Genomic DNA, 14,772 nt, shown 5'->3' with positions numbered 1-14,772 from the left:
TAAAGTTTTTAATAGTACTAAGTAGTATACCGATTCAAATTTTTGATGACTTGAATCGGTATTTTAACTATGAATTAATAATTTCTGCTGTAAATTATTTGTTAGGAGCTATATCACCGCGTCGGATAGGAACCTGAACAGCTTTGTACTGGGAAGCAAAACTTCCTTTCTCTGCCGCTTCTTTAGCAGTGAAAAAGTTTTCCAATGCAATAGCTACCTGAAATGAGAAATCCGTAGAATATACTGTTTGATTCATAGAAGTACCGCAGTCGATATTTTGGAACCATTTCATCCACTCATGTCCGCCGCCGCCTACTGGAGGAGCCTGACCGCCATCTGGTGCTGCATTAGGCGGAACAAGTGAAGTAACCGCAGGGTATTGCGCCGCATTATGACATGACATACAGGAAACCGTATTTAAATCGGCAGGACCGTCTAGTCTTCCGTTCCATCCAAGGTGCTGAGGCGGAAGGTTTGGACTTTCGAAAATAACTGTTTCTTTCAGGTCTTTGTTAACCTCTGTTTTAATTGGCGGATATGGTGATGTTTTGTTGATTTTGTTTTGAGGATCATTCCCCCAAGTTAGTCCAACAGGTACAAGATTCATTAATTTATTTTTCTTATTCAGCTTTCCGTTGTAGCAGAAAGTTCCAAATACCCAGCCTGTTCCTTCAGGATTAGTTGCGCTTCTGTCTGCTCTTGGGTCACGAACGGAAATATCCATCTGCAAAAGATGTACATCAGAAACGACTCTTGTGCTTGATTTCCAGAAGTTTTCAGTAATATATGCTTTCCATGTCAATGGATTTACAAGATAATCTACGAAGTCGGTTCCTTTTGGCGCATCAGTAAATAATAATTTTACGAAAACAGTTCCTGTTGGAAATCCGCCGTTATCATAACGTTTATCCAATACTTTAAGATTTGGATGCTGCGGATCTTTCCACATTTTACCCATTGCATAAGCTGCCTTATCATTAATTAATGTAATCGCATATACAGAATAGTCACCATCAATACCTTTAAGTCCAGGTCCTAATTGAAGAGGTCCCAGAGGTGCTTCCTTAATAAGACCATGAAAACCTTCGGTACCTCCATTTGGAGGATAAGCCCCTTCGCCTTCAACGCTTGGATGAAGCCACGGAATGTGATACCAGTCGCGAATTTTATTTTCGTAAGGATTCCAGTCTTCTGTATTTCCTTCAAAACCATAATCACGAACGGCTTCAATGTATTTTAAAGGATCTTTTTTGAAATCGATATCAAGAAATTTAGGCATTTCCTCAGGCATTTCTGTCGGGAAATCTGTTTTTAGACGAAATATAGGCTGGTCAGCATATTTTTCCCTGTATTCCTTAGGAGTTACCATATAACCAAAATCAGGAAATCCGTTTTCTTCATAATTTTGTTTTTCTAATGCAGTCAGTACAGTAGTGTTTTTTTCAATAACTGGAGTTTCTTCTTTTTTGTGGCACGAAGCAAGAAGAATAGAACTCGCAATAATAAGCGGTTTTAGCTGTTTCATTGGTAGATAATTTGGTTAATGTATTTATGAATGTTTGTTTTATATACTGTTTTGTTATTCGCCCAGATCTTTTTCGGTGATTTCACAAGCTCTGCGTACTTCCTGGACAGTTGCAGGTGCATCTAATCTGAAAAGAGGGGATAGTTTGCGATCTTTTCTTGAAGCACGTATCGCATCTTTTATGGCGAAGAAAACGCTGTTGGCAAGCACTAGGGGAGGTTCACCAACTTCTTTTGCCGAAAAGATTTGATTAGGATCGTCAGGAATACTTTCTACAGATTCTTCATTTCTAGGGAAAAGAAACGTATTCATTTCTAACGGAATGGTAGTAACAGCTGGAATCTTGTAACGCCAGGTGTTGGTTGAATTTAATCTTCCTTTATTAGCTCCTTCTGTTTCTGATACTAATTTTTCAGTAAGCAGGTAGCCGATGCCTTGAACAAAAGCTCCTTCAACTTGTCCTATATCGATGGCAGGATTCATGCTCCATCCCATATCATAAATAATATCTGAACTAATAATTTTGACTTCTCCAGTAAGAATATCAACTTCGGTAACAGAACATGCAGCCGAATAAGTAAAGCCGACAAATGAATCAACGCCACCGCCAAGCTTAGCATCTTTTACACGTTCTACACCTGGAATATTAGGCTGATCGGCTTCGGTTTTGAATGTCATGGCTGGTATTTGAACTTCACCGCCTTTTATTTTCGTATTAAAAGAAGCAATAAGATTTACTCTTTGTGAAGCTGCTAAATTGATGAGGTGCTGCCAAATCATTAATTCATTTCCTTCGCTGATTTTGATTTTTTTAGCCCAGCCTTTATTTTCTCCTGCACCATAGTTCCAAAAGTCGATGTTCTTGCTTTTGCACCAGTCTTCACCGTTTTCTTTTAGCATTTGATAACCAAATTCCATAAGTCGGGCGCGCATTTCTTCGCAGGTTTGTTTTACAGCTTCACAGGAATAAGGTGTTCCGGTAGAACCTCCTGTACTTGTCGGGTTTGGAGTTACGCTCGTATTTACATTATCAATGAATATCATTTCCATTGGTATTCCCAGAACATAAGCAGCGACCTGCTGTGCCTGAGTAACCAAGCCTTGTCCGATTTCGACACCTCCCTGATGGATGACAACAGTTCCGTCACTTGGATTTATAACCACGATAGCGGCAGATTGTTCTAATGCAAGTAAATTGTATCCTGATCCATATTTTACAGGTATCATAGAAATACCTCTTTTATGCCATTTATTTTCTTTGTTGAATTTTTGAACTTCCTGATATTTAGCTTCGAAATTGGAAACCTTTTTAGCGTATGCCCATACTTGCTTCATGTAGCAGTAAGTAAGCGCCTGCCCGAATGGAGTAACATCACCACGATCGTATAGATTTTTTTCACGTAAATCTTCCGGTCTCATGTTTAATGATATAGCAGCGTCATCGATGGCATTTTCGACTATGTTTTTGCCTTGTACATCACCAAAAGCACGCATTGCAGTACTAGGAGCTGTATTGGTTCGGCATACATCAATCTGACTTTCGAAATTTTTGATTTTATAAGCATTATCTGTTCGAAGCTGAATACAGTTGGATACGATAAAGGAGCAGTCATAGAAAGCACCGCCATCTCCCCACATTTTTAATTGGAATCCTTGAATAATTCCTTTGTTATTTTCGTTATGCAGACCAGCATCAACAGCAATCTGGTATTCACCATAATACGCATGACGTTTTCCTATCATTGCTGTATCTTCATCACGGGGAACCGCAAGACGAACAGGTCTTTTAGTTGCTTTTGCTGCAACTGCTGTTGGTCCGGCAATAAAACGGGTCTGTTCCGTTTTTCCTCCAAAACCTCCACCAACAGGCGGTACTTCAACTTCGATTTGATGATGATACATTCCTAATGCGGAAGCAACCGTATCATGCATTCCTCCAGGACTCTGTACGGATGGCTGTACTTTCATACGGTGCTCATCCATAGGAGTTACAATACAGGCTTGCGGTTCCATATAAAAATGCGCCTGCCCGCCACAAAGCTGTGAAGAACTGACTACTGTACAAGGCACGCTGTCAACAGTGACTTCCTGAGTATTTATTTTTTGATCACGCAAAAGAACTTTAGGTGCGATGGAATCATCATTTGTGGCCCAGTCAAATTGACTTCCGGGACGGGTTATCTTCCAAATATGAGAAGCAAAAGAAGCAGAAACTGGCGCATCAGGGAAGATACTTCCTTTTTTTATAGCATCAAATAAATCTATAATAGGTTCGCTCCATTGTTCTGTCCAAGGACTTCCAGGTTTAGAATATTGAACACATTCTGCAGATACGAAAGCAGCAATCTTAATAGCTTCCTGTTCAGTTGGAGCAAGAATCATAGCAATAGACTGCCCCACATAGCTGACTAATTGTTCTGCAAAAAGTGGCTGGTCACTTCCCATTCCCTGATAGTTACGGCCACCGTTTTTAATATTTTCAGCGGTGATAATATCTGTAAAGAATGGGAATTTTTCTTTTAGGAAAGCTCGCAATTCTGGTATTGTGATTGTATTTTTATTGTCTGGATTTACAAAAGAGTAATTCATCAGCGCGCTCTGGCTTTGTACAAATGCGCCATTTAAAGTCAGTGGCGGTACTGCCAATTCGTGAGTGTAATTGGTCTGTCCAGATGTCTGGTACATTGCTGTAACTTTGATATAAGGCTGTGCTACCGGAGCTTTATAATCCTGTGTTTTATAAGTTTGGATTCCCTCGCTTACTGGCCAGTTGCCCCATTTGACTTCTGCTGCTGAAATTAGGTTTTCAGGTACAGAAACTCCTTTTACAACCAAGGCGTTTATAATGGCTTTGTAGAAAAAAGAAACAGTTAATTGTGTGCGGTATTCCAGAGTAAAGTCTTCGTTTGGAACTTCTTCCATTCTTTTTTTCTGAGCATCAAGTTCTGAAATAACTTCTTTCGCTAGTATTTTTGAAAGCTTTTCTGCATCCGCTAAGCTCAGTTTTTTATCCTTCATTGCTTTCTCGGTTTCAGTTGCTCTCCATGGATAAGGAGCAATTCCGCCAAATGCCAGAATAGCTGATTTTACCACGCAGTCATCATTAATACTGAAATTAATAGCTGAATTCACAATACTATGAGCATTCACTTCACGAAGGGCTACTTTCTGTGCAAGCACAACGTCATTCGTGTCTTTCAAAGGAATTGTGTAGGAAGTAAGCACAATTTCATCGGCTAATTTTGGATCTTTTATAATAGCTTCAACAAGTGCTTCGGCTGTTTTTGTATGCTCTTTGAAACTGCCATTTTTATCTAATGCTAAATAGCTGATTTTTGTTTCTACAGCAAATAGCGCAGTAAAGAGATCCGAAGGAAACGGTTCTCCGGTATGAATTGGAATATGCTTAAGTACTAGCATTGTGTTACCGCCAATTGTTGCTGCATTACGAACAATGCGCCCAGCAGTACGGCGCGCCATATAGTCTAATGATTCTAAAATTGAAATATCAGATATAGCAGTTTTTCTATTAATCTGTTTTAGTTTATCAATGCCTTTAGACAGAATTTCAATCAGTTCGCTGTAAGTAGTGCTCGCCGCTATTTTGAGATAATTATCTGTTAATTCATAGCTGGTATTCAGTTCTGGAATAAATCGAATATCAGCATATAAAGTAGTGTCTAGATACTCGTTTTTATAAATCCCATAAGAAGTGTTTGCATGTACGAGTCTCACATTTTTTTTGTTTTTCAAAATGTCTGCAAGTTCTAACAGCGATTTTGGAGTCAGCCAGCGGTCTGTAGAAACTCCTGATGCTGGCTGCTGGGCAGCATTAGGAAAAGGAATCTCAACATTGGCAGGAAGCTGGGCTTTAGTAACAGGATCAAGTTTACAAGGCATTCTGTTTTTTTCGTCAGCCGCACTCCAATCCGAAGCAAAAGTTTTCATACCGGTAAGAATGGAGCGGTAACCAGTGCAGCGGCATAAATTACCGTCAAAAGCCTCTTCAATTTCTTTTTTAGTTGCTTCAGGTTTGTTATGTATGAATTCAGACATATTCATTACAAATCCCACACTGCAGTAACCGCATTGGCTTCCGTTGTTTAAAGCCAGTTGGTATGCCACCGGATTCATACCTAAATGTGACTGTTCTGAAGGATATTCTGAAACTTCGTCTATAATTTTTATTTCTGCAGAACTTATACCATTGTTAAGACTCTGAGAGATTTTTTCCTGCACAGCAATCAGTTTTTCACCTGCTTCTTTCATTGCTGCATCCAATACTGGAGAATCGTCTTCATCAATAGGAACATTAGCACGGGTAGAACTGGATTTTTGTAATAGAAATTTTGGATCGGGTTTACGGGCGGCACCAGTGCCTTCAATTGTAGTAACAGAAAGCCCGCCTATGGCGCATACAGGTCTAAGGCAGGAGTTTATAGCCAAATGTTTAGGTGTTTTTTCTTTATCATCCCACTCAGATACTATTACAGTGCAGCCGCCGCAACCTCCCTGACCGCATGGCTTTTTAGGACCGGAAAGACTCACTTCAGGAGATCGCAGATAATCAATTAAAAGTAAATCGGGTGAAGGATTTTCTATAGTGACTGGTTTACCGTTTAGAAAGAAATTAACTGAATTTTTCATAATTAGTATTTGAGGTTTTTATTGGCTTTAGGAACTAATAGAAATAGCATTCTTGTATGAATTTATTTGATATTATATTGCTAATCAAAGGTGATAAAAAGATTTATGGATTTTAAAAAAAATAGTATTAACCTTAATTATTAAGTTATAAAGAGGGGAATTAAGGTTATAAGTGTGGAATCGGTGCTTTTTTAAGATAAATTCAGAATTTTAGATTTTATCTTTTATTGCGAACAATATTGGAGTTCATATTGTTATTGCAGTCAGTTATTTATCTATGAAATTGGCACTGACGATTTACCAATGGGAAGATTCATTGGGCAAATAAAATACCATTTATAATTAGGATCAATGATTATATCACAGCCCGAGGAGTACGGTATAATTAGAACTGAATTATTATTTTTTTGGAATAAAATGGTTGCGTATGCCACCAGTAAGTTAAGTAACGTACCGCTCTTCGTTACTTTTTTTGTAGATGCGTGTTTAAAATTGTCTCTATAAAATGATTTTTCATTGTATCAGAGCAAAGCGAACTGGCGAAGTAATCGGGGTAAGAGGTAATGTGATTTTATTTTTTCTGCTTCAGTAAAGTTAATAGTTGATGATTGAAAGATCCTGTCTCGTTAACAAGAATTTCAAAAAAAGTCTTATCAAAAGTTCCAACCGTTTTGATTGCTTCTTTGATGATTTTTATACCATTTTCTGTTAGTTTCACTGCTTTATTGGTTCATTTTTTGTATAAGAAGACAAAACAATTTGTGTTACGAAGTGTATTTCAATTTGTTATTGAGCTTTCTTTTTACTGTTATTTTTAGTACGCATTTTGTTTCTGTTTTGATCTTTTTTTTCGTGCTGCTGATGTGCTTCGGCAATTGAATGTGATGTTCTTATGCTCTCGTCTTTTTTGGCGAGTTCACTAAGTCTATGGTAATATTTTTGAACAATAATCATTTCTTCTTCAGTCATGCTTTCAATATCGACGAGACTATTGCTGGAATATTCATTGGATGCTACCAGTTCGTTTAATTTCAATTGTATTGCAAGGGAGTCTTTGTTTTGGGCTTTCTGAATTAAAAAAACCATCAAAAAAGTAATAATTGTTGTGCCGGTATTAATTACTAACTGCCAGGTTTCAGAATAATCAAAAAAAGGTCCCGAGATTGCCCAAATTAGAACAATTAAAAAAGCGGTTATAAATGCTGGTGTACTGCCGGCTGCTTTTGAAACTTTTGAGGCAAATTTTTCAAAAGCACTACTTTGAGTCTGTTTTTTATTTTTCATTTTGATTAACTTTTTATTTATTGAAATTTTATTTCAATAATGAAAGTTAACATCGTAATTAAAATAGTTTATTATACAAATTTTAAAAAAGCTTATATAATTTGCATTGTCTTTTTTCTATAATATACTGTTGAAAATGACGTTTTAAGCGAAAAATATTTAATAAGGAAATTAAATTGTAAGTTAGAGATAAAAGACACAGAAAGTTTTAATTCTATTTCCTTTTAATTTTGTCCAGTTTTATTTTAATTACGAGAGTTGAGTCTGGAGAAACATTCGGAGGATAACTTTTTCGTTTCACGAGGTATGGCGGAGCAACAAGTTCTCGAACCTCACCCATACGCATCCCTCTTAATCCTTCATCTATTGCTACAGTAGCTTGGTTGCCGCCTATCAGAACCTTAACCGACGAAGTAGAATTATAATTTGAGTATAATACAGTTCCGTTTCTATAACTCGTGGTTTCATATATAAATACTTCATCACCTGATTTTGCTTTAATTCCGCTTCCTTTTTCTAGAATACGATATTGCAGTCCTGATTTTGTTGTAATGACACTTTTTGAACAGCTGATTAATATCAAGAACAAAAATATTGGTATGATTGATTTCATTTGTTTATTTTTTTTAAAATTTCTTTCTCAAATTTTATTAAGTTTCTTAGCTTGATTAACCCGCTTTTGGCATATAATAATTCAACTTCAATGAGAGTAAATATAAAAAAAAATATCTGTAGATCTATTGAAAATATTATAAAACAAAACAGCGTTTAAACTTTTTTAAATTAAGTTTAAACGCTGTTTTACAATTATATAGTAAGTTGGATTTATCGAATCGTTTTCACAAACTCTCCAATTTTTGAACTTCCGTTTTCTTTCAAATGCGTGATAAAAGCACTTCCGATAATTGCGCCTTTAGCATACTGTGTGGCCTGATTAAAAGTCTCGGCATTACTGATTCCAAAACCAACAATCTGCGGGTTTTTTAAATTCATCTCACCAATGCGTTTGAAATATGCTTCCTGTGTGTTTCCGAAACCAGATTGTGAACCCGTAACACTAGCTGAACTTACCATGTAAATAAAGCCATCAGATACACTGTCAATGAATCGAATACGTTCTTCTGATGTTTGCGGCGTGATTAAAAATACATTGATTAATCCGTATTTGTCAAAAGTTGCTTTGTATTCGTCAGCATATACATCTACGGGCAGATCAGGAATGATTAAGCCATCGATTCCAATTTCTGCACATTTTTGGCAGAAAGCTTCTACTCCGTATTGCAGCATCGGGTTAAAATATCCCATAATTACCAGCGGAATATTTACACTTTTGCGGATGTCTTTCAGTTGATCAAAGAGAATTTGAGTAGTCATCCCATTTTGCAAAGCCGTTGTCGAACTCGCCTGAATAGTTGGACCGTCGGCCAAAGGGTCACTGAATGGTAACCCGATTTCTATCATGTCGATACCGCTTTTTTCTAAATCCTGAATGATCTGTACCGTATCGTTCAAGCTAGGATATCCAGCTGAAAAATAGATGGAAAGTATCTTTTTATCTTCTTGTAATTTTTGACTAATTCTGTTCATTTTTAAAGTATTTTATCTTGGGATTTTCAAAATCCTATAGTTGTGTTTTATATGTTTATTGTTTTACTTGTCCATTCGGTATTTTGATTTTCAACAAGCAGCAGTCCTGCACCAGAACTTTCCATTTCAGCAATTAATTCTCCTTTATTGTTCCAGAATGCGGAACGCCCGCCGGAAGGATATCCGTATGAATCTCCTCCAAAATTTGCCATCAATACATTCATTTGGTATTTCGAAGCGTAATGCTGTAAAGATTCATGCGCTTGCGGAATACCATTTGGCGAAAAGAAAATACTGGCAATATAAGTGGAACTGTTTCTTTTACTCGCGTTTTCTGCATGTTTTGGATTATCGATGTCAGCACATATTGCACATGAAATGCGTTCGTCTTTAATTTCAAGCATTGGATTGTAATCGAATGAAGGCTGGTAATGAATTTCTTCGCCTGTATGCAGAAATTGTTTGGTGTATATAGAAACAGTATTCTCAGGTGCAATACAGAATTCACCCAAAAATAAATTTGATTCTATTTGTATTGGAGCTCCTGCAATTATTGTGATGCTATTTTCGGAAGCCATTTTTTTCAAACCATCCAATCGGGAATCATTTTCTGTAAAAGCCAATCGGGATGCATCTTCTCTTTCATAACCTGTAATGGACAATTCCGGAAACACAATCAGCTGTGCACCATTTGCCACCGCCAATTTTATAAGTTGATAATGATCCAAAAGATTGGCATCGATATCTCTTCGTTTCGGCTTGGTTTGTGAAGCTGCTAAAATCATTTTTCAGTTGTTATAAATTCATTCCAAATTAAATAGCTGCACTATAAGCCCAGGCATTTTGATTCGATTGCAAATGTACTTCTACACGTTTGTAATGCAGACCTTCATACAAATCGGTTTGACGAAGTTCCAGTTGTGTTACTTCGTACAGGGTTCCGCTAATGGTGTCGTTTTGATCGTTGGTTTCTTTAATAATAGGGTAGTGTACTATTCCAAACTCCTCTTCGATTTGAATTTCATTTAGTTCATAACCCACCAATGTTTCCGGCGTTCCCTCAAGAATACGCCCAAAAAGGTCTTGTTGCACATCAACATCTTGTAAAGTACCGTAAGCGAATAATTTTTGCATAGAATCTATTTTAAAATGTTAAAAAACTAAATTTGAATTTATCTCGAATGCGCGTTAGGGATGGCAGTGGAGCTCTCCCGATTTTTCATCGGGAAGCGGGAACGTACAGCCCGACCCTTGGGGAACGCCAAAATTATTATGCTACAATTTGAAATAATCAATATAGTTGTCCAAATCTTTGTCACCGCGGCCAGAAAGACTGATTACAACAACATCAGTTGGTTTGAATTTTTTCTGGTCTAAAACGGCAAAAGCATGTGCACTTTCGATTGCAGGAATAATTCCTTCCAATTTGGTAAGCTGTAAACCTGCATTCATGGCTTCATCATCGGTTACTGAAAAGAATTCTCCACGGCCGGTTTGTGCCAAATGAGCGTGCATAGGACCAACTCCAGGGTAATCAAGTCCCGCAGAAATCGAATACGGTTCAGTAATCTGACCGTCTGGAGTCTGCATCAATAAGGTTTTGCAGCCGTGAATAACGCCCACTTTTCCTAGTTTACTTGTTGCCGCGCTGTGACCGCTGTTTACACCTTTTCCGGCAGCTTCAACAGCAATAATTCCAACTTCTGGTTCATGTAAAAAGTGATAATAAGTTCCGGCAGCGTTGCTTCCTCCACCGATACAGGCGACAACATAATCTGGGTTTTCACGGCCTTCTTTTTCTTTTAACTGCCATTTGATTTCCTCGGAAATGATACTTTGGAAACGGGTTACCATGTCTGGATAAGGATGTGGCCCAATGGCAGATCCAATGATGTAATGAGTGTCTACAGGGTTGTTAATCCAATCGCGGATGGCTTCGTTTGTTGCGTCTTTCAGTGTTCGTGATCCAGAAAGTGCAGGACGGACTTCGGCACCCAGCATTTTCATACGGGCAACATTCGGAGCTTGACGCGCAATGTCGATTTCGCCCATGTACACGATGCAGTCCATACCCATTAAGGCACAAACAGTAGCGGTTGCCACTCCATGCTGACCTGCACCTGTTTCGGCAATGATTCGTTTTTTACCTAAACGTTTTGCAACTAATATCTGTCCAATAGTGTTGTTTACTTTATGAGCACCTGTATGATTTAAGTCTTCTCTTTTTAGATAGATTTTGGTGTTGTATTTTTCAGAAAGTCTTTTTGCAAAATACAAAGGGCTTGGACGTCCTACGTAATCTTTTAGTAATTGATTAAACTCAGCTTTAAACTCTGGTTCGGCTGTGATTTCTAAATATTTCTGGCGTAATTCTTCTACATTTGGATATAACATTTCGGGAATGTAGGCACCTCCAAATTCTCCGTAATATCCTTTTTCGTTGACGTTGTATGACATTTTTATTTTTTTTATTTGTTTTCGCGTAGGGACAATTCGCGAATTGTCCGTACAAGATTGATGTTTTTTAATCCTGGTTCAATTTCAAATTTACTGTTTACGTCGATGGCATAAATAGGTAAATCGGTTTTCAAAATTGCTGCTACCGAATCCAATTCTTCAATCCCAATGCCTCCGCTAAGGAAGAATGGTTTTGACGATGGATAGTTTTCCAATATTTTCCAGTCGAAAGTAGTTCCGTTACCTCCTGGCAGTTTTCCTTTGGTATCAAAAAGGAAATAATCACAAACGGATTCGTAAGGCTCCAGAACACTGAAATCAAAATTCTCGTCTGCTGAAAAGACTTTGATAATTTCGACGGAAGCACCAAATTTAGTTTTTATTTCCGAACAAAATGCAACCGATTCCTGACCGTGTAATTGAATGGCCTGCAAATCATATTTGATTACTTTTTCTTCGATTCCCTGAATACTTTCATTTACAAAAACTCCCGTTTTCTTAATTGATTTTGGCAAATCGGGCATTTCTCCGTCAAAATATCGAGCCGATTTTTGCCAAAATATAAATCCCATATAATCGGGCAGGAGCAAACCTACTTCGAGCATATTATCGGGATATTTCATACCGCAGATTTTGAGTTTCATTCGTTTAATGCTTTAAGCAATAAGCTTTAGGCTTTATGCTAATTAATGATTTTTTAAAGCTTACAGCTGACTAATAAATTCCGTTGCCGCTTTTCCTGCATCATCGGTCTTCATGAAGTTTTCTCCGATCAAGAATCCTTTGTAACCATAAGGTTTCAGTTCATTGATGGCTTCTATTGATGAAATACCGCTTTCTGAGACTTTTACAAAATCATTAGGGATTTTTGAAGCCAGTTCTTTGCTGAAATCAAGGCTAACTTCAAAAGTTTTTAGGTTTCGGTTGTTCACCCCAATCATGTCCAAAGTCGGCATAATCGATTTTTCCAATTCTTCGATGTTGTGTACTTCCAACAATACTTCCAATCCTAAACCTTTGGCAAATTCGGATAATGACTTTATTTCTTCACGTGTTAAAACCGCAGCGATCAGTAAAATCAAATCGGCTCCGTGGGCTTTGGCTTCCAAGATTTGGTATTCGTCAACAATGAATTCTTTTCGCAACAGCGGAATATTTACAGATGCTCTCGCCAATAATAAATCATCCAAAGAACCGCCAAAATATTTTCCATCCGTAAGAACAGAAATCCCGCAAGCACCGGCACTTTCGTAGCCCTTAACCACTTCTTCAACAGTGAAGTTCTGGTTGATAATTGATTTAGATGGTGAACGGCGTTTGTGTTCGGCGATGATTCCTGTGTTGCTGTTTCTTAGATTTTGGCTTAAAGAAATGGTTTGTTTGCCAAAGAAAACCGAAGCTTCCAATTGCGAAACCGGAATGATGGATTTCTTTAAAACTACTTCTCTTTTTTTGTCGATTATGATTCTATCTAGTATGTTCATTTTATTTAATAGATTTTCTTTTAATTATCAGCATTTCATTTCCGCCTTTCTGAAATTCATAGTCAGAAGATTCAATTTTCACATCAAAATCAGATTCAAAATGACTAATGACACCTTCTAAAACCTCTGATCTTACTGCATTTAAATTCAATATTGGAAATATTCGTATTTCCTTGCTAATGCGTAGCATTTCGGTAATTGACTGAATATGGAAATCCAATCCTAGTTGTGAATAAAGAAGCAAAAAATGGGAACTTAAACCCAAATCAAATTCTTGTGTATTATATTTTGTTGAATTGGGCAACTCGTGATACACATATCTTTGCTGTTCTTTTCCCAATTCAAAATCATTGATAAAGTTAGACATCGCTCCCATACGAATCTGTTCTAATTCATCAACGTTTTTGATGTTTTTCCAAACGAATTTTTCCTGATTCGTTCTCATTTGTTCCATAACGGTTTCTTTGGTTTCGTCAATTCGTTGCTTTAATTTCGCTTTTGTGAATTGATAAATCGGGTCTAATGAAACAACTGTTTTATCAAGTTTTGTCATTTCCGAATTGAAACTTGCAGGACCATCTCCAAAACTGATAATTCGGTTATCCAAATCAGAATCCGTCAGTTTGAAAATTTTAGTATATTCCTCTAAAGTCCGTCCCCACGGAACTACATTTTTTAATTCAAAAGCCATGATTTAGTCCTTGCTTAATTCTTGTATTTTTTTTAAAGCCGAAAGTCCTTTTCCGGAAAGCAGACTTTCTTTGGCCTGATCAAATCCCTGTAAAGGTGTACATCCGGTAACGGTCGCAATCGCAATTCCGGCGTTAGCACAAACCACGTTGTTTTGAGCTTCGTTTCCTTTTCCGGAGATGATATTCATAAACATTTCTGCCGATTCTTCGATGGTTTTTCCGCCTTCAATTTCGCTTTGCGCTAAAAGACGAACACCAAAATCAGTAGGATTCAGCATTCTATCTTGAGTGCTGGTAATGATTTTTGTAGGTCCTGTCAAAGACACTTCGTCATAACCGTCAAGCGAATGTAAAATGGTAAAATTCACATCGGTATTTTGGTATAAATAACTGTACATTCTGGCCAATTCGAGGTTGAAAACTCCAACTAACTGATTTTGCGGGAATGATGGATTTACCATTGGGCCGAGCATATTGAAAAAGGTTTTAACGCCCAATTCTTTTCGGATTGGCCCCACGTTTTTCATTGCAGGGTGAAACAAAGGTGCGTGCAAAATAGCAATACCGGCCTGATCCACGCATTTTTCGATAAACTGAGCATCATTACTGAATTTAACGCCCAATTTTTCCATCACGTTACTCGAACCCGAAATGGAGGAAACTCCATAATTACCGTGCTTGGCAACTTTTATTCCTGCACCTGCCGAAACAAAAGAAGCCAAAGTAGAAATGTTGAAAGTGTCTTTTCCGTCACCGCCCGTTCCACACAAATCGATGGTGTTATAATTGGATAAATCAACCCGAATGCACAATTCCAAAAGTGCTTCCCTGAATCCCGCCAATTCCTCAATGCTGATGCTTCGCATCATATAAACGGTCAGGAATGCCGAAATCTGACTTGGATTGTAACTTCCGCTGGAAATATTTACCAAAACATCTTTGGCTTCTTCTTTGGTCAGAATTTCGTGGTTGATTAATCTGTTTAATATGTTTTTCATTGGTATTAGTCTTAAAGTCCCAAGTCGAAAGTTTTAAAGTCTTTGACTTCTAATTTTTTGTATTGTTTCTGTTTTAAATATTTTTATTGGCGCATTGA

General features: G+C 37.5%; 12 protein-coding genes. All 12 read right to left on the bottom strand.

The features are described from left to right. Positions 1–94: 94 nt before the first annotated feature. Complete coding sequence (locus C8P67_RS09335) at positions 95–1,525, bottom strand: hypothetical protein (protein WP_115812629.1); 1,431 nt, start codon at positions 1,523–1,525, stop codon at positions 95–97. 54 nt (positions 1,526–1,579) lie between these two features. After that, positions 1,580–6,172 carry a molybdopterin cofactor-binding domain-containing protein gene (locus tag C8P67_RS09330; protein ID WP_115812627.1) on the bottom strand — a complete coding sequence of 1,531 codons (4,593 nt, stop codon included), beginning with the start codon at positions 6,170–6,172 and terminating at the stop codon, positions 1,580–1,582. A 786-nt stretch (positions 6,173–6,958) separates the two neighbouring features. Then, entirely contained in the window at positions 6,959–7,456 is a 498-nt protein-coding gene (locus C8P67_RS09325) for a low affinity iron permease family protein (protein ID WP_115812625.1), read from the bottom strand. A gap of 214 nt (positions 7,457–7,670) precedes the next feature. Beyond that, the gene (locus C8P67_RS09320; RefSeq protein ID WP_115812623.1) at positions 7,671–8,069 is read right to left on the bottom strand and encodes an FKBP-type peptidyl-prolyl cis-trans isomerase; all 399 of its coding nucleotides are present in this window, start codon (positions 8,067–8,069) and stop codon (positions 7,671–7,673) included. Between the two features lie 212 nt (positions 8,070–8,281). Continuing rightward, positions 8,282–9,043: a tryptophan synthase subunit alpha gene (trpA, locus tag C8P67_RS09315; protein ID WP_115812621.1), complete on the bottom strand. Its 762-nt coding sequence runs from the start codon at positions 9,041–9,043 to the stop codon at positions 8,282–8,284. A 47-nt stretch (positions 9,044–9,090) separates the two neighbouring features. Beyond that, positions 9,091–9,828, bottom strand: coding sequence for a carbon-nitrogen hydrolase family protein (locus C8P67_RS09310; RefSeq protein WP_115812619.1), 738 nt, complete (start codon positions 9,826–9,828; stop codon positions 9,091–9,093). 28 nt (positions 9,829–9,856) lie between these two features. Beyond that, positions 9,857–10,177, bottom strand: a complete 321-nt coding sequence (locus tag C8P67_RS09305) for a gamma-glutamylcyclotransferase family protein (RefSeq protein WP_115812617.1) — start codon at positions 10,175–10,177, stop codon at positions 9,857–9,859. Positions 10,178–10,318: 141 nt separating this feature from the next. Then, the gene (gene trpB, locus C8P67_RS09300; RefSeq protein ID WP_115812615.1) at positions 10,319–11,500 is read right to left on the bottom strand and encodes a tryptophan synthase subunit beta; all 1,182 of its coding nucleotides are present in this window, start codon (positions 11,498–11,500) and stop codon (positions 10,319–10,321) included. A gap of 11 nt (positions 11,501–11,511) precedes the next feature. After that, entirely contained in the window at positions 11,512–12,144 is a 633-nt protein-coding gene (locus tag C8P67_RS09295; RefSeq protein ID WP_115812613.1) for a phosphoribosylanthranilate isomerase, read from the bottom strand. A 60-nt stretch (positions 12,145–12,204) separates the two neighbouring features. Beyond that, positions 12,205–12,984 carry an indole-3-glycerol phosphate synthase TrpC gene (gene trpC, locus C8P67_RS09290; RefSeq protein WP_115812612.1) on the bottom strand — a complete coding sequence of 260 codons (780 nt, stop codon included), beginning with the start codon at positions 12,982–12,984 and terminating at the stop codon, positions 12,205–12,207. Position 12,985: 1 nt separating this feature from the next. Further along, complete coding sequence (locus C8P67_RS09285; RefSeq protein WP_115812610.1) at positions 12,986–13,675, bottom strand: SAM-dependent methyltransferase; 690 nt, start codon at positions 13,673–13,675, stop codon at positions 12,986–12,988. Between the two features lie 3 nt (positions 13,676–13,678). Next, complete coding sequence (gene trpD, locus C8P67_RS09280) at positions 13,679–14,674, bottom strand: anthranilate phosphoribosyltransferase (protein ID WP_115812608.1); 996 nt, start codon at positions 14,672–14,674, stop codon at positions 13,679–13,681. Positions 14,675–14,772 lie beyond the last annotated feature (98 nt).

The sequence above is a fragment of the Flavobacterium aquicola genome, from assembly GCF_003385115.1.
Classification (GTDB): domain Bacteria; phylum Bacteroidota; class Bacteroidia; order Flavobacteriales; family Flavobacteriaceae; genus Flavobacterium; species Flavobacterium aquicola.
The sequence above is the reverse complement of the archived record's forward strand: the minus strand, read 5'-3'. Positions and strand labels throughout refer to the sequence as shown.

Excerpts from the sequence above, each read along its gene's own strand:
- trpD (WP_115812608.1), bottom strand. The coding sequence starts at position 14,674 with ATGAAAAACATATTAAACAGATTAATCAACCACGAAATTCTGACCAAA.
- C8P67_RS09320 (WP_115812623.1), bottom strand. The coding sequence starts at position 8,069 with ATGAAATCAATCATACCAATATTTTTGTTCTTGATATTAATCAGCTGT.
- C8P67_RS09310 (WP_115812619.1), bottom strand. The coding sequence starts at position 9,828 with ATGATTTTAGCAGCTTCACAAACCAAGCCGAAACGAAGAGATATCGAT.
- C8P67_RS09295 (WP_115812613.1), bottom strand. The coding sequence starts at position 12,144 with ATGAAACTCAAAATCTGCGGTATGAAATATCCCGATAATATGCTCGAA.
- C8P67_RS09330 (WP_115812627.1), bottom strand. The coding sequence starts at position 6,172 with ATGAAAAATTCAGTTAATTTCTTTCTAAACGGTAAACCAGTCACTATA.
- trpA (WP_115812621.1), bottom strand. The coding sequence starts at position 9,043 with ATGAACAGAATTAGTCAAAAATTACAAGAAGATAAAAAGATACTTTCC.
- C8P67_RS09325 (WP_115812625.1), bottom strand. The coding sequence starts at position 7,456 with ATGAAAAATAAAAAACAGACTCAAAGTAGTGCTTTTGAAAAATTTGCC.
- trpC (WP_115812612.1), bottom strand. The coding sequence starts at position 12,984 with ATGAACATACTAGATAGAATCATAATCGACAAAAAAAGAGAAGTAGTT.
- C8P67_RS09305 (WP_115812617.1), bottom strand. The coding sequence starts at position 10,177 with ATGCAAAAATTATTCGCTTACGGTACTTTACAAGATGTTGATGTGCAA.
- trpB (WP_115812615.1), bottom strand. The coding sequence starts at position 11,500 with ATGTCATACAACGTCAACGAAAAAGGATATTACGGAGAATTTGGAGGT.
- C8P67_RS09335 (WP_115812629.1), bottom strand. The coding sequence starts at position 1,525 with ATGAAACAGCTAAAACCGCTTATTATTGCGAGTTCTATTCTTCTTGCT.
- C8P67_RS09285 (WP_115812610.1), bottom strand. The coding sequence starts at position 13,675 with ATGGCTTTTGAATTAAAAAATGTAGTTCCGTGGGGACGGACTTTAGAG.